The sequence below is a fragment of the Actinoplanes sp. 13 genome (genome assembly GCF_056134165.1).
Genome location: NZ_JBVYOQ010000020.1, coordinates 1 through 20,997 on the forward strand (window position 1 = coordinate 1; position 20,997 = coordinate 20,997).

Sequence of the window (20,997 nt, forward strand, 5' to 3'; positions counted from 1 at the left end):
ACACAGCGCCGCCCAACACAGCGCCGCCCAACACAGCGCCGCCCAACACAGCGCCGCCCAACACAGCGCCGCCCAACCCAACGCCGCCCACCATCGTGCCGCCCACCTGAGCGATGCCGACGCGCCGCTGGTCGAGGCGCTCTCCCGGGACGGCCGGCTCAGCTATACCGACCTGGCCACCGCCACCGGCTGGCCGGAGTCCACCGTCCGCCGCCGCCTGCACGAGCTGTTCAGTGCCGGTTCGCTCTACACCGACGTCGAGATCGAGAGCGAGCTGTTCGGCTTCCGCGCCGCGGTCCTGCTCTGGCTCTCGGTCGCGCCCGCCCGGCTGGCCGCGGTCGGCGCCGCCCTCGCCACCCACGAGGAGATCGTCTTCGCTGCGGCCACCACCGGGCCCACCAACGTGCAGGCCACCGCGGTCTGCCCGGACATGCCGTCGTTCTACCGCTACGTGACCGAGAAGCTGGGCTCGCTGCACGGCGTCGAGCGGATCGAGTCGGCCCCGGTCCTGCGGCACGTCAAACAGATGGGTGCGGTGCGCTGAACGGTGCGCCGCCGAAGATCACCCAAAGGCCGGTCCGAGTTCTGTTTCCGCTGCGCGGTGACCGGGCATCGGTGACGGTGATGAATACCGGAGACCTGCTGGACGGCCGTTTCCGCCTGCGCGACCGGCTCGGCGTGGGCGGCATGTCCGTGGTGTGGCGTGCGCACGACGAGGTGCTCGGCCGGGACGTGGCCGTCAAGGTCCTCTCCCTGGACCTCGCGCGTGACCCGGCCCTGCTGGCCCGCATCCGGGACGAGGCGCGGGCCGTCGCCCGGCTGCGGCATCCGAACATCGTCGAGGTGTACGACTTCGGCGAGGCGCCCGGCCCACTGCCGTACGTGGTGATGGAGGTCGTCGAGGGCCGCTCGCTGTCGGAGCTGCTCGCAGGCGGCGCGGTCTCGTGGCGGCTGGCCGTCCTGATCAGCGCCCAGGTCGCCGCGGCGCTGGCCGCGGCCCACGACCGGGGTGTGGTGCACCGGGACGTGAAACCGGGCAACGTGGTGGTGTCCGGCGCCCGGGTGAAACTGGTCGACTTCGGCATCTCGGCGGTGTCCGGCGACGACGACCGGGCCGCGGGCGAGTTGCTCGGCACCCCGGCCTACCTGGCGCCGGAACGCCTGGAGCACGGCGTGGTCCGCCCGGCGACCGATGTGTACGCGCTCGGCCTGATCCTCTACCGCGCGCTGGCCGGCCGGATGCCGTGGCAGGCGTCCACCGCCACCCAGATGCTCCGCGCGCACCGGTACCAGGAGCCGACCGCCCTGCCGCGCGTCGCGGGTCTGCCCGGCGACGTGGCCACCCTGTGCCGCCAGTGCCTCGACAAGGATCCGGCCCGCCGTCCGAGCGCCGCCGCGGTGGCGACCGTGCTGGGCGCGGCGGTGGGGGTCAGCCCGGCCGTCCTCGCGCTCCCCGGCACCGCCGGCAGTACCGGACGGCGCGGGGCCGCGGAACCCGCGACCGCGCCGGTCCGGCGGCCGGCGGCAGCCCTGGCGGCGAGCACCCAGGCGATCACCGGCCGCCTCACCACCGTCCTGCGGCGCCACCGGCGGCTCGCCGTGGCGACCGGCGCCACGGCCCTGCTGCTGGCCGGTGGTGTCCTGGCCGCGACGCTGCCCGACAAACCTGGAAGCCCGCAGGCCGGCGGTCTTGCCGGTCAGCCGGCGCAGGCCGAGGTCCCGGCCGCCCCCGCGACGACCGCACCCGCGCCGCGGTGCACGATCGGCTATGTGGTGGCGGCCTCCGGCGGCCGGTTCACCACCAAGGTCAGCATCGCCAACACCGGCGCCGTGCCGATCCCGGCCGCACCGCTGACCTTCACGCTGCCGGGCAAGCAGCAGCTGAGCAGCGCGACCCCCGGCTGGCGACAGAGCGGCCGGACGGTCACCGCCCGGATCGCCGACCTGGCGCCCGGGAGCCGGCAGGCCGCCACGATCCGCGGCACCTATCAGGGCGTGCACGCCCTGCCGGACCAGTTCCAGCTCAACGGCACGACCTGCCAGGTGACGCTGTCGGTCGCGGCGGCCGCGACCACACGCTCCGCTTCCAAGGCCGGATCTGCCGCCTCCGGGGCCGGGCCGGCCGAGCCGGCTTCCGGCACGCCCGCGAAGAGCCAGAAGAAGAACGAGAAGAAGAGCAAGCCGAAGCCCCCGGGGTCCGAGGGCGAGGACGAGGACGAGGACGAGGACGAGGGGGGCGACGGCGAGGAGTGACGTCTCAGCAGGCGCGCGGCAGATCTGTGCCGACGGCGAGGCGCTCGCGGTCCGCGTCGGTCAGGTCGCCCACCTGGGCGCAGAGACTCGCCAGCGGCTCCCGGTAGCGAACCAGATCCCAGGTGCGCAGCACCGGCGGCCTGGCGGTGGAGCGACTCAGAGTGGTGAGGGAGCCGCCGTCCGCGCTGAACCGCATTCCCAGCACATCACCGCCCACGCTGATCGGTGCGCCGACCCTGGACCCGTCGCGGGTGTCCCACAGCCAGACGCGGTTGTCGTCGCCCGCGGTGGCCAGCCGCCGGCTGTCGGCGCTGAAGGCGAGGGTGCCGATTCCGCCGTCCTGGTCGCGGAACTCGGTGATCATGTCGCCGGACTGCCGCTCCCACAGGCGTACCCGCCCGTCGTGATCGCCGGCGGCTATCAGGCGGTCGTCGGGGCTGAAGACGAGGTCGGTGATCTCGCCGCCCGCGGTGAGGGTGGGACCGGCCGGACGGCCGGTGGTGACGTCGTAGACGTGCACGTCTCCGGGCCCGTAATTGGTGTCGTCGGCGACCGCGATCAGCCGGCCGGAGCCGTTGAAGCTGCTGGCCCAGGCGCCCGCGGGTGGCGTCAGCGTGGTGCCGAGGTATTCCTGCCGGTCGAAGTCCCACAGTTTGATGCGCTCCTCCTCGTGGAAAAAGAGGGCCGCCTGTCTGCTGTGCGGGCGGAAAGCCAGGAAGTCCTGGCCGTCCGGCCACGGTTCGAGTGCGCGGGTCGTACCGCTGCGGAGGTCGAAGATCCGGGTGGCGTCGGACCCTTTGGCGATGAGGGTGTTGTCCGGGCTGAACTCGAAGGTGTTGTCACGCATCGCGGACGGATCGCGCAGGAAGGGTCCGAGCGGCCGCCGGGTCGTCGTGTCGTAGGCGCGCACCATCTTCCCGTCCTTCTTCGTGACGTAGGCGCGCAGGTCGGGGCTGGACAGCATGTGGTTCGCCGGGAGCGGTACGCCGGAGTCGGTGAGCCGTCCCGTCCCGGTGTCCCATACCCGGATCAGACTGTCGGTGTACGCGGCGACGAGCGTGCGGCCGTCCGGGCTGAAGACGAGCGCGGACGGCATCTCACTGGTGTCGGGGGCCGGATTCATCGAAAGGGACCGGCCCGTGTCCAGGTCGTGCGTGGCGACGGCACCCACGTCCCCGGTGGCGATGCGACGGCCGTCAGGGCTCACCGTCATCAGCATGCCGACATGGCTCGGCAGCACCAGATTCGTGGTCACCGTTCTGTTCGATCGCAACTCCCGGAGTTGCACACGAGCACCGTCGGCGACGACGAGCCATCGTCCGTCCCGGGTGAACCCCACCGGGAAGCCACGCTGTCGCACGACCTGGTCCGGTTGCTCGCGGTCGATCACCGTTACCTGGTTCTCATCGCCCGTCGTGACGGCGATCTGCCGGCCGTCCGCGCTCACCGTGATCCCGGCGACCCGCTCCGGCAGGCGCACTGTCACCTCGGTGACCGGGTGTTGTCGTAAGTCCCAGAGACGGGGTCGGTCCTCGGCGTCGGCGGTGAGGAGCCAGTTGCCATCCCCGCTGAGCACGTGACGGCCGATGACCGTGACGGCAGGGGGCAGCGTGACGACGTCGGATCCTCCCGAGCCGTCCAGCCGCCATACCGCCAGCGGCAGGTCGTGCACGCTCGTGGTCGGCTCCCGCATCAGGGTCCGGCCGTCGTCGCTGATCTGAGTCTCCGGTATGACGTCCGCCGGCTTTGCGATGGGGGTGGCGCCGAGCAGCCTTCCGGAGGCGAGGTCCCAGCGCTGGACGGTGGTGCCGCCCACCGCCGCGATCAGCGTCCGGCCGTCCGGGCTGAACGCCAGCGACGTCGCCGTGGACGGCAGCGGCAGAACACCGCGGTAGTCGCCGAGATTCGCGCCGGCCGCCTCGTGGCCGGCCTGGTCGTCCGGCGCCAGGCGCAACGCCAGCGCGGCGAGCCGCGCCGCGTCGATCCGGGAGATCGTGGTGTCGGTCCGGCTCTGGGTGGCCAGCTGGCGGGCCAGCGCCACCGCGCGTTGCCGGTTCGCTTCGGAGGCTGCCCGGCTCGCGATCACCGCGCCGCCGCCGGCGACCACACACAGCACCGCCATCCCCGCGGCGGTCACCTGCCGGACCCGCCGGCGGCGCCGGCTGCGCTTGCGGCCGGCCGCCAGGAACTCCAGGCTGTCGGGGCCGACGTCGAGCCCGTGCGCGGGACGGGAGCCCCAGCGCCGTACGGCGGCGTCGACAGCCACGAGACGGCCTCCGCCGTACAGGTAGGACGAGTCCCGATCATGTTGGCGCCACGCCTGGACGTCCTCGAGGAGAGCCTGGTGCAGCGCCCGGTCGCCGGCGTCCGGCACCAGCCAGCCGCGCAGCCGGTTCCAGCTGCGCAGCAACTCCTCGTGGGCGATCTCGACGTGTTCGCCGGTGAGCGTGATGAGGCGTTCCGCCGCGAACGCCTCCACCACGGCGTCGGCCGTGACGGGGTCGCCGGCCGCTTCCCGTACCGCTTGGCGGGTGCTCGACCGGCGGTTCAGCCGGCCGTCCGCCGACGCGCTCAGGTGCACGAAGATGTCCCGCGCCGCCTCCTGTCGCACGGCCGGTAGCCGGCCGTACACCCGATCCGCGCTGATCTGGACGATGTCGGCGGCCCCGCCGACCTCCCGATAGACGGCCAGGCTGATCTCGGGCTCCGGCCGGGCCTGCCACACCTCGAACATGACCTGGGACAGCAGCGGCAGCGTCCCGTTGTCGTACCCGCCCGGCACCGACCGGTTCCGCAGGTCGGCGAGCACGGTGTCGGTGAATTCCGGCGCGACGTCGATCCCGGCCGTCCAGGCCGGCCCGGTCACTGCCTCCGTCAGCTCCGACTCGGTCATCGGCTCGACCGTGAACGCGCCGCTCTCGATCGCCGCGCGCAGCGCCGGATACCGTGTCACCCGGTCCACGAAGTCGCCGCGCAGCCCGAGGACGACCAGCGCGCCGGGACTGCCGCCGGGCAGCACGGGCCGGGTCGCCATGGCCTCGAGGGCCGCCACGAACGTGTCCCGCGGCTCCTGCTCGGACGCGGGGCTCAGGGTGAACAGCTCCTCGAACTGGTCGACGACCAGGACGAGCCGGGCCGGTGTCCCGGTGCGGGCACCGGTCAGCATTTGACGGACCAGTAGGTGCGCGTTCCCCGGTTCCTCCGTCAGCGACCGTCGCACCGCGGTCGCCGGGATGCCGAGCAGGTCCGCGAGGTGCGTGGCCAGTTGTCCTACCGGGTCCGCCGACGGCGTGAGGATGCGGCACGGCCACGCGTGGCTGCCCGGCGCGAGGGCGTCGTCGGCGATCGCCGCCAGCAGGCCGGCGCGCAGCAGCGACGACTTGCCCGCGCCGGAAGCGCCCAGCAACAGCGTGACGCCCGGCAGTTCCAGGTGTTCGGCGAGCCGTTGGACGAGCCGCCGGGTCATGTCCCGCCGCCCGTGGAAGACGGCCGCGTCGTCCTCCTGGAAGGCCGCGAGGCCAAGGTATGGGCATCCGCTCCACTTCGCGGCCGCCGCTGCCGGCGGTGCCGGGGACGCCGGCCGGGACTGGAGATCCCGCAACCGGTCCAGGACCCGGCCGACGTCCGCCTCGGTGCGGCGCGCACGTTCCCGGTCGACGCTGTGCCGTGCCGCCGCGTGGCGAACCTCGGCCCGCAGCGACTCCATGGTCAGCCGTAGTCCGGCGAGGGCGTACGCGAACTCCCCGAACAGGACGGTCGTCTCCACGAAAGCGCCCGCCAGCGCCGCCGCCAGGTCATCGTCGCCGCACTCGACCGCGGCCCGCAGCGCGGTGCCGGCCACGTCGGCGGCCTCGAACAGGGCGGCGACGTCGGTGCGTAGATCGTGGTCGGTGGGATCGCCGCCACGGAACGCCGCCGCCACCCGGTCGGCGACGTGCTGCTGCAACTCCTCCGGCGTGGTGTCCGGCGTCTGGTCGCGGCGGAGCCGTCCGATGACCCGGGTCAGCAGGTCGGTGGTGACGTTCGCGCCGATGCTTCCGGCGACGCCGGCCCCGGCGACCGTGAGCGGACCCGCCCCGCCCAGCACGGCCATCACCGGGGCGAGGGCGGCCGCTGCCAGCGTGCCCATGAGCACGGGCGCGGAAGCCGTGCGCAGGTGATCGGCTCCGGACGCGACCGAGGCGCTCACCGCCGCGCGCATCCGCCCGATGATCGGTGAGTCGTCGTGCGTCCGACCGCTCGGCATCTCGGGGACAGTAGTGGCGGGCGGCGCACCCGCTGCGGACCCGGAGTGCGTCCGATGCGGTCAGGCGACCGGGGGTAGCGGCTCAGCAGGAGCCGCTACCCCCGGTGTGCGTGGGGTGGGCGGCACGGAGCCGCTCGGGCGGCTGACCGGACACGCCTGTCGGGCACGGCGAGGCGCGTTGCGGCCCTTCGCCGGCCACAGATCGGCCTACACAAGAACGTGTAGACCGATGTGTGGCGCCTCTCGGGAGACTCGTCGCGGCTCGCAATCCCTGGAGGGAAAGTCGTGAAAAAACCGAGGTGGCGTACGGGGGTCGCCGTGATCGCGGCGGTCGGCATCGGTGTGACGGCCGGGGGCATCACCGCCACGGCCGCGGTCCGGCAGGCAGCCGACGACCGGACCGGAACAGTCGTCAACGTCTGCGGCAACGCGGTGCTCGAGCGGGATCTGACCGGCTGGGGCCGGCACGGCACCGGTGTGACCGGGTCGCGGATCCCGGTCACCGGGCACGTGGTGGCCGATCACGGATATTCGCAGCCGGGGACCAACGGCGTGAACCCGGAGATGTACCTGCCGCAGAAGAGCGTCACGCCGGGGGAGCGGTGGACGTTCGGGATGGACACCTGGGTGTCCGGTGCGGCCACCGCGGCGACGGTCACCATGCAGGTCGACTGGTACACGTCGGCCGGCGCCTATCTGGTGCACACCGAGGGCGTGCCGGTGCCGGTGCCGGTCAGCGCCGCCGAGCGGTGGACCCGGGTGGCCGGGGACTTCACCGCGCCGGCGACCGCGGCGCGCGCCAACGTGACGGCGCAGCTCACCGCGCCGGCCGGGATGACCTGGGCGGCGACTGCCTGCGATTACCGCCCCACCGGTGCGCCTGGGGAGCCGACGACGCCGCCGCCCACGACCACCCCGCCGACCACCGAGCCGCCGGCTGAGGGGGACACGGCGGCCGGGCGGCACGGGTGGGGCGCGCCGCTGCCGGCCTCCGACGAGTTCGACTACGGCAGCGCCGCTGCCCCCGCCGTGCCGGACCAGACGAAGTGGAGTCTGGCCGGCGGTGGGGTCGGCGGCTGCGGCGAGGGCCACAACGGCAACGGGCGGCGCTGCGACAAGAACACCCGGGTGCTGGGCGGGTTCGCCCGGATGACCGGCGAGGCCAACGGCGACAGCGGTTGGCTGGGCAGCAAGCTGAGGCAGAAGTACGGCCGGTGGGAGGTCCGTGCCCGGTCGCAGGCGACGAGCACCGCCAACAGCAGCCGGCAGTACCACCCGGTGTTGATCACCTGGCCGAGGGAGCACCCGTGGCCGGAGGGCGCCGAGTACGACTACCTGGAGAACACCGCGCCGGGTGAGGACTGCGCCAAGGCTGTCCTGCATTACCCGAACCACGAGCCGCGCCGGCAGGAGCAGGCCAGCAAGTGCGGCGTCGACCTGACGAAGTGGCACAACTTCGGCTTCGAGTGGACGCCGGCGCACCTCAAGGGCTACATCGACGGCGCCGAGTGGTTCAGCGTCAGCCGGGACTGCGTGCAGTGCGCGCCGGGCCGGATGCACCAGACCATTCAGCTGGACAACTTCTTCGGCGCCGACCTGCAGCCCGCGGTGTTCGAGTTCGACTTCGCCCGGGTCTATGCGATCCCAGGGGTCTCGCAGTGAGCCGGCGGGGCTGGAGCGCCGCGATCGGCGTGCTGGCGGCGCTGCCCGCGCTGGGGCTGGCCGCGGCGGCGAACAACGTCACCACGGGTACGAACGTGTCGACCTGCAACAACCCGGTGCTGAACAAGGCGCTCACCGAGTGGGGCGCGATCCGTGGCCCGGCGCCGGTGCGGCAGGCGATCACCGACCACTCCGCCGCGCGGTTCGCGTTCGCGCAGAAGTCCATGACTGTCCTCAATCCCTCCTTCTACCTGCCGCAGCAGCCGGTGCGGGCGGGCGAACGCTGGACGGTGGCGTTCGACGTCCAGACGACCCAGGCCGGCCGTGCCCGCCCGGAGGTGGACTGGTACTCCACCCCGGAGGGCGACAACAGCGGTTACCTGGGGCACGTCAACGGCGCCTGGACCACCCTGCCCGGCGGGGCGGGGTGGATCCGGGTCGCCGAGGAGTTCACCGCACCGGCCGGGGCGGTCCGCGGCAATGTGCTGGGCGACGCCGAGTTCACCGCGACCGGCGCGACGATGCTGGTCACTGCCTGCGACTACCACACCGGGGCGGTGACGTCGCCGAGCACGCCGCCCACCACGACACCCCCACCGGCGGAGCAGCCCACCACCGCGGCCCAGCGCTTCAACTGGGGCGCCCCGCTGGCCGGCTCGGACGAGTTCGACGTGTCCGGGTCCGTGGACACGCAGCGGTGGCTGTTGCCCACCGGGACCGAGGGCGGCACCCCCGGTTGCTCGGCCGGGCCGGGCGGCAACGGCCGCCGCTGCGCCAAGAACGCCTCGGTTTCCGGTGGCGTGCTGACGCTCTCCGGTGAGGAGAACGGTGACACCGGCTGGATCCGGCACCGCACCGACAAGCGGTACGGCCGCTGGGAGATCCGCTCCCGCTCCCGCAACGCCGGCGAGTCCGGTGCCGCCTATCGGGTGCGGCACGCGGTGGACCCGGCGGCCGACGGCGGGTACGGCTTTGTCGAGTACGCCAACCCGGAGGCGACCTGTCTGGGCGCGCTGCTGCGGTATCCGAGCAGCCCTACTGGTGATGTCGTGTACCGCGAGCGCTGCTCGGTCGACGTGACCGAGTGGCACCACTACGCGTTCGAGTGGACCGCCGACGGGCTGGCCGGCTTCGTCGACGGCGCGGAGTGGTTCCGCGTCACCGGGGGCGGCGGGCCCGGTGGCCGCCTGGACGTGCAGGCGATGGCCACCGGCGCGCTCACCGCCCAACTGGACAACCTCACCGGCGGCGACGGGCTGCGCCCGGCGGTGCTGGAGATCGAGTGGATCCGCCTGTACGCGTAGGCCCGTCCTGCCCCGTTGCTCCGGAGGTCCCGCCATGTCCGAGAGTCCCGACACGCCTTCTTCCGAGACCCGAATCTGGTCGTACGACCACGAGCGGTACAGCTCGTTCGTACGCCGGCTGTCTTTTCTGTTGATCGTCCTGCTTGCTGGCGAAGGCCTGCAAGGAGTCACCGCCCGGCCGGCAGCCGCGGCACCCGCTCCAGCTCCGGCGGCCGCGCCGCGGTGCCCGGCCGACCGGCCGGACCCGGTGTCGGCGATGGTCGCGGCCCGGCTCTGCGGCGGCCGCGTCGGCGTCGTCTCGCAGACCACCGCGTCGGTGCGGGTGTTCGCGAACCCGGAAGGCACCTTCACCCGCGAGCAGAGCGTGCGGCCGGCGACCGCGGGGTCGGCGCGGTCGCGCGCCGCCGCCGACCAGGCCCGGCACTCGTGGAGCATGGTCGACTCGGCGACGCCGAACACGTCGGCCTACAACGGCACCCAGGACGCTGAGATCGGCAGCCCGAACAGCGGCACGAACCGGCGCCGCTCGTTCTTCAACCTCAGCCTGAGCGGGCTGGCCGGTCAGCAGATCGTCGGCGCCACCTGGAACCTGCGGCAGACCTCGGCGGCGGCGTGTGACACCCGGCCGTTCGAGGTGTACCGGACGAACTGGATGACCTCGTCGTGGACGTGGGCGTACCAGGAGAACCCGGCGAACGTGGTGTGGAACAACACCTACGGCGGGTTCAACCCGCTGGTCGCCACGGTTCCCGCGGCCTGCGCGGCCGGGCCGGTGCCGGTGGACGTGACCAGCGCGGTGCGGTTCGCGGTCGGCCAGAGCTGGACGTCGGTGTCGTTCGGCGTGCGCACCCCGGCGGCGTTCGAGAACGACGCCACCTATCACCGCAAGTTCGACAACAACCCGACGTTGAGCGTCACCTACGGCACGGTGCCGTCGGTGTCGGCGCCGTCGACGGTGCCCACCACGGCCTGCCTGACCGGCACGTCGCGGCCGTCGGTCGCGTCGCTGACCCCGACGCTGCGGACCACGGTGACCGGCACCGCCGGTGCGCCGGTGCGGGCCCGCTTCGCCTGGCAGAAGACCGACGGCAGCGCGCCCGGTGAGCTCACCACCGAGCCGGGTGCGTCCGGGTCGATGTTCGCGGCGACGGTGCCGGCGGGCCGGTTGGCGGAAGGGACCGCGTACGCGTGGCGGGCGCGCGGTGTCAGCGACGCCGGGGAGGGGCCGTGGGGCCCGTGGTGCGAGTTCACCGCGGACGGCGGTGCGCCGGGGGTGCCGTTCGTGTCGTCGCCGCAGTATCCGGCGGACGACCAGTGGCGCGGCGGCGTGGGGCAGCCGGGGCTGTTCACCTTCACCCCGGCGTCGGGAACCTCTGATCTGGCGGCGTTCGTGTACTCGCTGGACACCGACACCACGTCGACGACGCTGGCGGCCACCGGCGCGGCCACGGTCAGCATCACGCCCACCCAGGAGGGGTCGCGGACGCTGACGGTGCGGGCCAAGGACCAGGCCGGGAACCTGTCGGCGCCGCACACCTACAAGTTCAACGTGGGGCGGGCCGGGCTGATCGAGCCGGTGCCCGGGGCGGTCGCGGTCAAGCGGATGCGGATCGCGGTGACCGGGCAGCCGGGTTACACCAAGGCCACGTTCCAGTACCGGCGCGGGCCGGGAGCGCCGGAGGGCGACATCCCGCTGGTCAACCTGCGCACGGCGGCGGACGGGCCGGTGACGGCGCCGCAGCCGGTGGCCGGGCTGGGCGGGTACGCGGTGTGGAACGCGCGGGACACGCTCGGTGCCGTCGGCGGGGTGGTCGAGGTACGGGCCCGGATGTTCACCGACAGCGGGAACACCTATGACACGGCGTGGGTGCGGGTCACGGTGGACCCGAACGGTGACGGCGCGGCGGACACCGAGGTCGGGCCGGGGTCGGTGAACCTGCTGACCGGCGACCACACGGTGACCGAGACGGACACCGACGACGCGGGGCTGACGGTGACGCGGACGGCGTCGTCGCGGGAGCCGCGCGACGGGTGGGTGCCGCAGGGGGAGCGGCTCAGCGTCAACCAGCGTCAGGTCGGCACGGATCTGACCGGGTTCACCGGCCGGTCGGCGTCGATCGCGCGCAGCACGGCCCGCGGGCACGACAGCACCGACTCGATCCTGGTCACGCCGTCGTCCAGCGGTGGCTCGACGGACACCTACGCCGATGTCGGCGGGGACACCGGCGGGATGCGGCTGGGGATGGCCGCCGGTAGGTCGTACCGCATCACGGGTTGGATCTTCGTGCCGGCCGCCACCGGTCTCAATCCGCCGGGGACGCACGGGTTGCGGCTGGTGCCGTGGTTCAAGACGCCGGGCGGCGGCTATCAGGCGGTGCCCAGCGCGCGGGCGGCCTACGTCGACGGCTGGCAGGAGCTGTCGGTCGACGTGAGCGTGCCGGCGGACGCGACCGAGGCGTTCGTGCGGCTGTACAACGGGTTCGCGACGGGCTCGGGCAAGCAGGTGTTCTTCGACGACCTGTCGGTGACCGAGATCGTGGCGCCGTTCGGCCCGCAGTGGCGTGGCGGCAGCGCCGACGGTGAGTCGGAGGTCGATTGGACGACGCTGGCGTTCCCGGAGAAGAACCTCGCCAAGGTCAGCCTGCTCGACGGCGGCTGGATCACGTTCTCCAAGCACGCCGACGGCACGTTCACGCCGGAGCCGGGTCAGGAGGGGCTGGCGCTGGCCCGGGTGACCGACGACGCGTACCGGCTGACCGAGACCGACGGGACGGTCGCCGAGTTCACCCGGCAGGGTGACGTGCTGGCGATCAGCGCGACGTGGACGCCGGACGCCGACTCCACGTCCCGGACGGTCTACACCGTCGGCAACGGCCGTGCGCTGATCAAACGGGTGATCAACCCGGCCGCGCCCGGTGTCGGGGACTGTGCCGCGGCCACCCCGGCGGTCGGCTGCGACGTCCTGGAGTACGACTACGCCACCGCAACCGGGTCGGGCGACTTCGTCGACCGGGTCCGTGCGGTGAAGTTGTGGAACTTCGACGGGTCGGCGATGGTCGCGACCGAGGTCGCCCGGTACCGCTACGACACCCAGGGGCGGCTGCTGGAGGCCTGGGACCCGCGGGTCAGCCCGGCGCTGAAGACGACGTACGAGTACGACGCGGACGGGCGGCTGACAGGCCTGACGCCGCCGGGCCTGCAACCGTTCCGGTTCGACTACGGCGGCGGCTCCGCGGCGGACCCGAACCAGGGCCGTCTGCTGCGGGTGCGCCGGCCGGCGCTGGCCCCGGGCTCACGGGACCAGGTGGACGGGGAGACGACCACCAGCGTCGTCTACGACGTGCCGCTGACCCGGGCGGCCGGCGGGCCGCACGACATGGACCGGGCGTCGGTCGCCCGGTGGGCGCAGGCCGACCTGCCGACGGATGCCACGGCGGTGTTCGGCAGCCAGGACTCGCCGGCGGACGGGTACACGTTCGCCACGGTGCACTACCTGAACGCCTCCGGTCTGCAGGTCAACGAGGCGACGCCGGGCGGGCACATCGACACCACCGAACACGACCGGTTCGGCAACGTGGTGCGGGCTTTGGAGTCCACGAACCGGATGGTGGCCCTGGGTGAGCTGGCCGGTGCCGGGGAGCTGAACCTGCCGGCCGACACCGGCGAACGGGCCCGGCTGCTGTCGACGATCACCAAATACAGCGCCGACGGGGTGGACGTCGTGGAGACGCTGGGGCCGGTCACGGTGATGGCCCTCGCCGAGGAACTGCGGGATCCGAGCGGGGCGCGGCCGACGCTGGCTGCGGGCACGCAGGTGGTGGCGCGGGCGCACACGGTCAACACCTACGACGAGGGCAAGCCGGACGGGGCGACATATCACCTGCTGACGACGTCGCGGCAGGGCGCGCAGATCACCCCGGGCCGGCCGGACGCGGACGTGACGGTGGACCGCACCGGCTACGACGCGGAGAAGGGCGGCACGTCGGGCTGGAAGCTGCGCAAGGCCACGAAGAACGTGGACGACGCGGACGGGCTGGCGCTGACCACCTACAGCACGTTCGACGAGGCGGGACGGCTGACGGCCACCTGGGGTGTGGGGGCGTCCGGCGACGACGTGCGAACCAAACGCAACGTCTATTACACGGCCGGCGCGAACGAGGCCGACGCGGCGTGCGGCACCAAGCCGCAGTGGGCGGGCAAGCTGTGCACCCGCCGGGCGGTGGGCGCGGTGACCGGGCACGACCCGGGCCGGATGAGCGGCGCGCTGCCGGTGAAGCGGATCGAGGCCTACCACCGGTTCGGTGGGGAGTCGGTCGTCACCGACAGCGCGGACGGCAAGACCCGCCGCACCACCACGACGTACGAGGCGGACGGGCGGGTCCGGTCGGTGGCCGTCAGCGGTGACGACGGGACCAAGGCGGTGCCGACGGTCACCACCGAATACGACGCGAACACCGGGGAGGAGCTGCGCACCCGCACGGCGGACGCGGTGATCCTCGAGGAGCAGGACACCCTCGGGCGGCCGCTGACCTACGTCGACGCGGACGGGGCGGTGACCCGCACCCAGCACGACCGGCACGGGCGGATCGTCAAGGTCACCGACCCTTCGGGGGAGCGGACCTTCGCGTACGACCGCAGTATCGAACCGCGAGATCTGCTCACCTCGCTGTACGACTCGGGGGCGGGCACGTTCACAGCCCGGTACAGCCCGGACGGGCAGCTGGTGGAGCAGACCTATCCGGGCGGGCTGAAACGGCGCGACACCCTCGACGCGTCGTTCAACCCGGTGGGGCGCAGCTACACCCGGCCGGACGGGGCGGCGGTGTACGCCGAGACGGTCGTGGAGAACTCACGGTCGCAGTGGACGTCGCACACGTACACCGGTGGGTTCAAGGCGTACGCCTACGACGGGGCCGGGCGACTGCTGCGGGCCCGGCAGAACGACCCGAGCGGGGCCTGCACCACCCGCGCCTATACCTATGACGACCGCACCAACCGGACAGCCAAACGCACGTGGGGCAACTGCACCGGTGAGGGTACGGCGCAGACGGTCACCCACACGGTTGACTCAGCGGACCGGCTCGTCGACGCGGGCTACACCTATGACGCGCTCGGCCGGACGCTGACCACGGCGAGCGGGTTGAAGCTGGACTACCACGTCAACGACATGGTGGCGGCGCAGACGCTCGGCGACGACCGCAAGCGGTGGACGCTGGACCCGGCGATGCGGTTGCGCGCCACCGTCACGGACAAGCGGATCAACGACGCCTGGCAGACGACCGGCACCAGCGTCAACCACTACGGCGCCGACGGCGACGAACCGACGTGGATCGCCGAGCCCGGTGCGGTCACCACCCGCATGATCTCCGGACCCGACGGCGACCTCGCTGCCATCGCCGGTGGCGGCGAGGTGACGCTGCAGCTGGCCGGGCTGTCCGGCAGCGTCGCGGCCACGACGGACGTCGCGCTCACCGCGCCCGAGCTCTTCGACTACGACGAGTACGGCCGGCCCGCCGCCGGCCAGGCGGCGAACCGGTACGGCTGGCTCGGCACGAAACAGCGCTCCAGCGACGCCCTCGACGACACGGTGCTGATGGGTGTGCGGGTGTACTCGCCGGCCACCGGCCGCTTCCTGACGGTGGACCCGGTGGAGGGCGGTTCCGCCAACGACTACGACTACGTCGGTGGCGACCCGGTGAACAGGCTGGACCTGGACGGCCGATGGATCTGGATCCCGATCGTGCTGGCGTGCCTGCGCTTCTGCCGGGCCGTCGCCCGGGGCGCCCGGGCCGTCGTGCGGGGGGTCCCGAAGGCGGTCAGGTGGATCGGGCGGACGGCGAAGTCCATCTACCAGAGGATGAACAGGACGCCGGCGCAGAAGCTGTACCGGTCGCGGAGCACCATCGGCAGGTGGGCCGGGAAGTCCATGAACCGGCGGGGGAGGCACATGTCGCCCTACAAGAAGAAAATCGTCGTCTACGCCAACCCCTCCAAACGCCGCAAGATGAAGAAGACGCCTCTGCGTCAGGGATGGAGGGCGCGACGGCCGGCATATCGGCGGGCCTGACCACCCGGACCGGCGACGAGGGGACGTCGGATGACGTCCTCTCGTCGCCGCGCTCCGGCGAAGTACGAGCAGTGGCGGGGCACCTGGAAGAATCGCCGCCGAAGTCTCCCTGCGGCGGAAGGAACGAACCGATGGACCACGAGGACGGCCGTAAGCCGATGGCGGAGGTGCTCCCCGGCCTGGAGGCGCACCCGCTGCCTGACGCCTGGACCCCGCTGGCCGCGATCGTGCTGGTCAAGTGCCTCGACGAGGACGGTGACCCGAGCTGGGCGTTCCGCACCACCCGCGATCTCAACGACGAGGAGCTGCTGGGCGCCCTGACCGTGCGCATCGAGCTGCTGAAGCGGGAGCTGCTGGAGCAGTACTCCAGCGAGGACTAGGCCGATCGCCGCCGGCGGGTCACCGTCAACCTCATGGGCGGTTATGAAGGAACCAGGCCTCGCTGTCCGGGAGGACGACGGCAAGCATCCCACCGATGCCTTCATAGTGCGACGCCAGCCCTTGGACACATCTGGTGGTGGTCACGCTGGCGACGACGACGCCAACACCAGGCCCGCCTCAGCCACTACCAACGCCGCGGCTATCCACTCTGCCAAGTGCCGTTAACCGGCCGGGAGCGCTCGCGTGACCTGTACCGCACGGCGCAACCGGCCGTCGGCCGTCATCTCGCCGAACATGTAGATCTCCGTGGTGATCGTCTGCCCGTTGCGCATCTGGGCGACGAGCCGGGTGCGGGCAGCGACCTGGTCACCGTCGACCAGCGCCTGCTCCACCTCGACACGGACGGCGGTGACCCGCTTGCGGGTCGGGGTGATGTGGTCGATCAGCCGCTTCCGGTCCAGCAGCACGCCGTCGTTGATCAGCTCGAAGTCCGGTGTGTGGTAGCGGTCCAGAACGGCCGCCGGCTCCTCGTCGGTGAGCCCGGCCTCCTGCGGATAGCGCACCAGAATATCGATCAAGCGCTTTATCTTCGACATGCTGTCAAGGATATTCGCACTCAGTAGATTGGACAACGTGTCAAATGTAGATAGGCAGCGGCGCCGGCGCCGCCGATCGGATGCCGAGCGAAGCGCCACCGTGGTGCTGGACGCTGCGGTGCGGGTGCTCGGTCGGTATCCGGAAGCGGCGATCGAAGAGGTCGCCGCGGCAGCGGGCGTCTCCCGGCAGACCGTGTATGCGCACTACCCGTCCCGCCCACTGCTGGTCGCCGCTGTCATCGACCGGATCACCGCCGAAGCCGTCGCCGCCCTGGACGCTGCCGTCGCCGACAGCGACACCGTCACCGACGCGCTCCTGTCCTGGCTGGATCTCGTATGGCAGCTGTCCAACCGTTACCCGCTGGCGCGGCACCCATCGGCCGCCGCGCCAAGCCCGGCCGACTCCGAACGGCAACACGAAGCGGTCATCGCACGCCTGGAGCCGCTGATCCGGCACGGCCAGAGTGCCGGCGAGATCGACGACACCCTCAGCGCGGCCTGGCTGGTCTCGGCGACGGTCGCCCTCGGCCACGCGGCCGGCGCCGAGGTCGCAGCCGGCCGCATGACCACCGACGCCGCGGCCGCCTCACTGCGAGACAGCATCCTGCGTCTGCTCGGCCGGACCCCGACCGAACCGGCTTGAGCAAGGTGGGCGAAAGTGCCGTTGCAGTACCAACCGCTGGCCTCGGACGTCCTGCGGCGTGCAGACTTGCTCGTGCCTCCGCTGCCAACCACCCGCCGGGTCCGGTTCGACGTTCGCCCATGGGGCGACGGCGCCGACCCGGCGCGCGAGCTGCATCCGTTCGTCGACGACGTCAGCCTGGTCGAACTGGTCGCCGGCTATGAGCACGCATCTGGCTTCGATGTTCCCGGCACGTATGGCGGGCTTGTGCTCGACCACTTCAACACGGGCGATCTGACTGCCTACCTCATGGGGGAGCCGGAGTCCGCCTACCGAACGGACAGAGGGGTGATCGCGCTGCTGGGCTGTGACTGCGGCGAAGTGGGATGCTGGCCCTTCGAGTCTCAGGTGCTCGTCGAGAAGGACCTCATCACGTGGCGCGGTTTCAAGCAGCCTTTCCGGCCGAAACGCGACTACGGAAGCTTCGGCCCCTTCACCTTCCGCAGGAGTCAGTACGACAGCGCGATCCGTGAGGCGGCTGCCGTCGTCTCGGGACGCGAAGGCTTGTGAACCGCCTGCGCCTCACGCCGGTAGCAGCTCAGGGAGTCAGTGACCCGGGCTTCATGTGGAAGATGTAGTGGCGGACCTCGTATACGTCACGACCTGCATACTGTTGCGCGAGGAACGCGGCACGCATTACCCAGCGGCGCCCTCGTCGGGGTGAGTCAGCGGCCGGCTCCGCTCGCCGCTCACTCACGGCAGCGCAGAATCAAGTGCCGACTCGGCCCGGACCGCAGTATCGGGTATGCACCTGAGCGAGAACCTACGTCGAGCACTCACAGCACTGCGGCCACGTCGAGCGCTGCCCAGGATGAGCAAGGAACCTACTTACATGCCGATGAGAGTTCGTTCGAATGTGGCGAAGTATTGACCCCGGCACAGCAGTCCGCTGGAGGTCCAGGCCCTTCCCATGCTTTTCTGATTCTCATGGTGCCCATCGATCACTTGCTCGCTTTCGCGGCTATGTCGTTCCTGCTGATATTGATACCTGGACCCAGCGTGTTGTTCGTGATCGGGAGGGCGCTGGCGCACGGGCGCCGCGCTGCGCTGACCACGGTGGTAGGGAACACGCTCGGCGCGTACCTGCTCGTCGTGGCCGTGGCCTTGGGGATCGCGTCCGTCGTCGAACGTTCGGTCGTCGTATTCACCGTGCTCAAGTGGGCGGGCGCTGCTTACCTGATCTACCTCGGCGTCAAGGCGTGGCGGGAGCGTGATGCGCTACAGGCTTCCGTTGCCGCCTCACGGCCGGCCAGCGGTGGCCTGCGTACCTTCTGGGAGGGGTTCACCGTTGGCGTTTCGAACCCCAAGACCATCGTGTTCTTCATGGCTGTGCTGCCGCAGTTCGTCGACCGCAGCCAAGGCCATGTCGCAGTGCAAATGTTGGTGCTCGGTCTGGTCTTCAACGCCATCGCTGTCGTCTCCGACAGCATCTGGGGCCTGGCTGCAGCCACTGCACGGAACTGGTTCGCCCGCTCACCAAGAAGACTTTCTCTGGTCGGCGGGATCGGCGGGGTCACCTTGGTCGGTCTGGGCGTCACGGTGGCCGTCACCGGACGCAAGGACTGAACTCATCTGCCGCGTTGGGGCGTGCCCGCTTGCCTCGGGCGCCTGGTTCGGGTGTTTTAGGAGCCTCTTGTTGGCCCTATGCGATGGCCATCGGGCCGGTCGTGCCGGTGACATTCCATCCGGTTCCGGGTTGGTTATGCACGAGGTAGGTGAGCCAAGTGGCACCGAGACAGGCCACATAGCCATTAATGCCCACGGTCACCTGGTCGTCATGGCCGTCGATGGTGCCGAGGGTAATCAGGATTCCCCCGCCTCGTACCGTGGCACAGCCGCTGCTGGTGTCCAGCACGCTGCCCTTGTCGGAGATGAACGTGACGGCGGCGGTTTGGGTGAGCGAGGCAGTGATGCGGACCTTGACGTCCGATGGGATGGGCCTACCGGCGCGTGTGTCGCCGATGGGGTCGCCGGCGTCAGATCGAACGCTGTCGAGTACGTACACGGTCTTAAAGGTCTTCCCTGGGAACGAGTTCTCCGACGGCGTGTTGAGGTAACGCCGCAGGACCTGCTCGTACACCTCGGCTTCCCTCGTCTCGGTAGCTGAATGTGCGGCCGGGATGGCCCCGGCCTGGGTCGGCACGGCCTGCGGGTCCCGTGGCAGCGGTCGAGCACATCCAGCGGCGAGAAGCACCGCGATGACGGCGATAGTGAGCATGCGTCGCATGCGGCTTGGACGGCTGTGGTGTCCGCCCGGTTCCGGTACGACGGCCGCTGGGTGGACGCGGACCGACGCGACGCCCGACCCTGGCACGGCCCTCTCGGCCAGCCGTCCCGAGGGCGAATGCTCAATACATTCACACGCAGCAGCGACCGCATCCTCTTCTGCCGCAGAGAACGCGCGCTGCGTCCCCCGTCGTAGCCCGCGCGCAGCGCGCTGGCCGGCACGCACTGTAGTCACCGTTGATGACGCGCCGACCTTGTCCCCCAGCGACGCCGCGGTAGAGCAGGAGGGTCATCCGCGACCCAAGCTCGTCATCGGCGAGGTGATCTTCCGTAGGCCTCGCAGGTACAGACGGCTGATCCTGCCTTGATCTCCTCAACTCCGAGCCCACCCTGCCGATCCCACGGCTCATGACATCAAGATATCCGTGGGCCCGCGTCTCGACCGTGCTCGCGGGCATCGCAACACTCCTCGGCATCCTGATCGTGGCGACGCCCCAACTCGCCGACCAGAGACGGATCGACGCAGACGACGACCGCGAACTCTCCGGCAGCGCATACACTGCGACCAAGTTGAATCACGCGGCCATTGACGAATACTTCCGTACGCATAACCCCTGGCTCGCCCCGGTTCCTCTTGGTGAAGCCGTGACCATGACTGGCGACCCGGGATTCAGCGCATGGCTCCAAGCCGACCGGGTGAACGGTACCGGCGTGGCAACATACGTCCTCCGAATCCAGAACACCGGAACCCAGCCGTTAGACGGATCATTGTCGGAGGGCTGTGCATGGTTGGAAATGGACGACGGCAAGCGGTATTACCCGCCCGACGTGAGCAACCTCAATGGCTGGTTCGTGCCGTCAGCGGTCGATCCAGGCACCGAGTCAGAAATCGCTCTCACCTTTGATATACCGACCCAGGCCCGACCAGCCTCGCTGATCCTCTGCCTTCGCCTCGGCGAAATACATCCCACCGCGCAATGGTCAATCAGCCCCTAATATGCCAAGCCTATGCTGAGTTACTCACATGCCGCTGTCCGCGCTCGGCCGGCACCGTCGTCACAGCCGACGGTTGAGGGCTGAGGACTGGCGTCTTGTCGTGCCGAGATGAGGGCGTCCACGAATGAGCCGGCCGGCCGGACGATCTCGCCGTGGCATGCTCGCCGATCAAGAAGAACGGAGGTTCGCGAAACGCAGGTCGGTGGACGCAGCCCGGGAATGCGCTGGCCACTGCTTCGTATGCTGCGCCGAGGAGGTGCACATGACGGACGCTGGACTGATCGGACGATTGATCGATGAAGCAGCCCAAGCATCTGACTGGCGTAGCAGCTACGCGGACTCAGGGCGCCTGCCTGTTTACAACCTCTGGGGACCAGTTATGTACCTGATCCCGGCCGGCGAGGTGGTCATAGACCACGAAGACGGCAGGCCGGCTCGGCTGGCCGATCCAGCCGAGCGCGACTTCGCGCTTGCCCGAGCCGCTGAGCAATATCCAGAACTCGCTCACCTGAGGCCGCCGAAGCCACTGGCCGCGACCACATGCAACCTATGCCGCGGACGCGGCCGGATAACCCTCTCGCAAG

General features: G+C 71.0%; 14 protein-coding genes. 10 read left to right on the forward strand and 4 right to left on the reverse strand.

Annotated features, from left to right (window positions below):
* Together AC0NH5_RS30180 and AC0NH5_RS30185 are read left to right on the forward strand one after the other, a co-directional pair.
* Positions 1 to 544 (forward strand): Lrp/AsnC family transcriptional regulator (locus AC0NH5_RS30180; RefSeq protein ID WP_474410157.1); only part of this gene is annotated, 544 nt, incomplete at its 5' end.
* 80 nt (positions 545 to 624) lie between these two features.
* A complete protein-coding gene (locus AC0NH5_RS30185; protein WP_474410160.1) occupies positions 625 to 2,253 on the forward strand; it encodes a serine/threonine-protein kinase in 1,629 nt (542 codons plus the stop codon).
* A 4-nt stretch (positions 2,254 to 2,257) separates the two neighbouring features.
* On the opposite strand, the gene AC0NH5_RS30190 is transcribed toward AC0NH5_RS30185, so the two are convergent.
* Positions 2,258 to 6,499, reverse strand: a complete 4,242-nt coding sequence (locus tag AC0NH5_RS30190) for a WD40 repeat domain-containing protein (RefSeq protein WP_474410162.1) — start codon at positions 6,497 to 6,499, stop codon at positions 2,258 to 2,260.
* 285 nt (positions 6,500 to 6,784) lie between these two features.
* Between AC0NH5_RS30190 and AC0NH5_RS30195 the strand changes: the two genes are divergently transcribed.
* From AC0NH5_RS30195 to AC0NH5_RS30210, 4 genes are all read left to right on the forward strand, one after another.
* Complete coding sequence (locus AC0NH5_RS30195; protein ID WP_474410164.1) at positions 6,785 to 8,161, forward strand: hypothetical protein; 1,377 nt, start codon at positions 6,785 to 6,787, stop codon at positions 8,159 to 8,161.
* Positions 8,158 to 9,465: a hypothetical protein gene (locus tag AC0NH5_RS30200; protein WP_474410165.1), complete on the forward strand. Its 1,308-nt coding sequence runs from the start codon at positions 8,158 to 8,160 to the stop codon at positions 9,463 to 9,465. Before AC0NH5_RS30195 ends, AC0NH5_RS30200 begins: the two co-directional genes overlap by 4 nt.
* Positions 9,466 to 9,499: 34 nt before the next feature.
* A complete protein-coding gene (locus AC0NH5_RS30205; RefSeq protein WP_474410167.1) occupies positions 9,500 to 15,532 on the forward strand; it encodes an RHS repeat-associated core domain-containing protein in 6,033 nt (2,010 codons plus the stop codon).
* 131 nt (positions 15,533 to 15,663) lie between these two features.
* Positions 15,664 to 15,912 carry a hypothetical protein gene (locus AC0NH5_RS30210; RefSeq protein WP_474410168.1) on the forward strand — a complete coding sequence of 83 codons (249 nt, stop codon included), beginning with the start codon at positions 15,664 to 15,666 and terminating at the stop codon, positions 15,910 to 15,912.
* Positions 15,913 to 16,134: 222 nt separating this feature from the next.
* On the opposite strand, the gene AC0NH5_RS30215 is transcribed toward AC0NH5_RS30210, so the two are convergent.
* Entirely contained in the window at positions 16,135 to 16,509 is a 375-nt protein-coding gene (locus AC0NH5_RS30215; protein WP_474410169.1) for a nuclear transport factor 2 family protein, read from the reverse strand.
* Between the two features lie 37 nt (positions 16,510 to 16,546).
* Here AC0NH5_RS30215 and AC0NH5_RS30220 point away from each other — a divergent pair, with 37 nt between their 5' ends.
* From AC0NH5_RS30220 to AC0NH5_RS30230, 3 genes are all read left to right on the forward strand, one after another.
* Positions 16,547 to 17,152 (forward strand): TetR family transcriptional regulator, encoded by a 606-nt coding sequence (locus tag AC0NH5_RS30220; protein WP_474410170.1) that lies wholly within the window; start codon positions 16,547 to 16,549, stop codon positions 17,150 to 17,152.
* A 15-nt stretch (positions 17,153 to 17,167) separates the two neighbouring features.
* Positions 17,168 to 17,701, forward strand: a complete 534-nt coding sequence (locus tag AC0NH5_RS30225) for a hypothetical protein (RefSeq protein WP_474410172.1) — start codon at positions 17,168 to 17,170, stop codon at positions 17,699 to 17,701.
* Between the two features lie 417 nt (positions 17,702 to 18,118).
* Positions 18,119 to 18,757, forward strand: coding sequence for a LysE family translocator (locus AC0NH5_RS30230; protein ID WP_474410174.1), 639 nt, complete (start codon positions 18,119 to 18,121; stop codon positions 18,755 to 18,757).
* Positions 18,758 to 18,833: 76 nt separating this feature from the next.
* Here AC0NH5_RS30230 and AC0NH5_RS30235 read toward each other — a convergent pair whose 3' ends face one another.
* Positions 18,834 to 19,271, reverse strand: a complete 438-nt coding sequence (locus AC0NH5_RS30235) for a hypothetical protein (protein ID WP_474410176.1) — start codon at positions 19,269 to 19,271, stop codon at positions 18,834 to 18,836.
* Between the two features lie 590 nt (positions 19,272 to 19,861).
* On the opposite strand from AC0NH5_RS30235, the gene AC0NH5_RS30240 reads away from it, so the two are divergent.
* Positions 19,862 to 20,413 (forward strand): DUF4352 domain-containing protein, encoded by a 552-nt coding sequence (locus tag AC0NH5_RS30240; protein ID WP_474410177.1) that lies wholly within the window; start codon positions 19,862 to 19,864, stop codon positions 20,411 to 20,413.
* A gap of 340 nt (positions 20,414 to 20,753) precedes the next feature.
* Here the strand turns inward: AC0NH5_RS30240 and AC0NH5_RS30245 are convergent, their stop codons facing one another.
* Complete coding sequence (locus AC0NH5_RS30245) at positions 20,754 to 20,921, reverse strand: hypothetical protein (RefSeq protein WP_474410179.1); 168 nt, start codon at positions 20,919 to 20,921, stop codon at positions 20,754 to 20,756.
* Positions 20,922 to 20,997 lie beyond the last annotated feature (76 nt).

Excerpts from the sequence above, each read along its gene's own strand:
- AC0NH5_RS30230 (WP_474410174.1), top strand. The coding sequence starts at position 18,119 with ATGGTGCCCATCGATCACTTGCTCGCTTTCGCGGCTATGTCGTTCCTG.
- AC0NH5_RS30215 (WP_474410169.1), bottom strand. The coding sequence starts at position 16,509 with ATGTCGAAGATAAAGCGCTTGATCGATATTCTGGTGCGCTATCCGCAG.
- AC0NH5_RS30190 (WP_474410162.1), bottom strand. The coding sequence starts at position 6,499 with ATGCCGAGCGGTCGGACGCACGACGACTCACCGATCATCGGGCGGATG.
- AC0NH5_RS30185 (WP_474410160.1), top strand. The coding sequence starts at position 625 with ATGAATACCGGAGACCTGCTGGACGGCCGTTTCCGCCTGCGCGACCGG.
- AC0NH5_RS30205 (WP_474410167.1), top strand. The coding sequence starts at position 9,500 with ATGTCCGAGAGTCCCGACACGCCTTCTTCCGAGACCCGAATCTGGTCG.
- AC0NH5_RS30210 (WP_474410168.1), top strand. The coding sequence starts at position 15,664 with ATGGACCACGAGGACGGCCGTAAGCCGATGGCGGAGGTGCTCCCCGGC.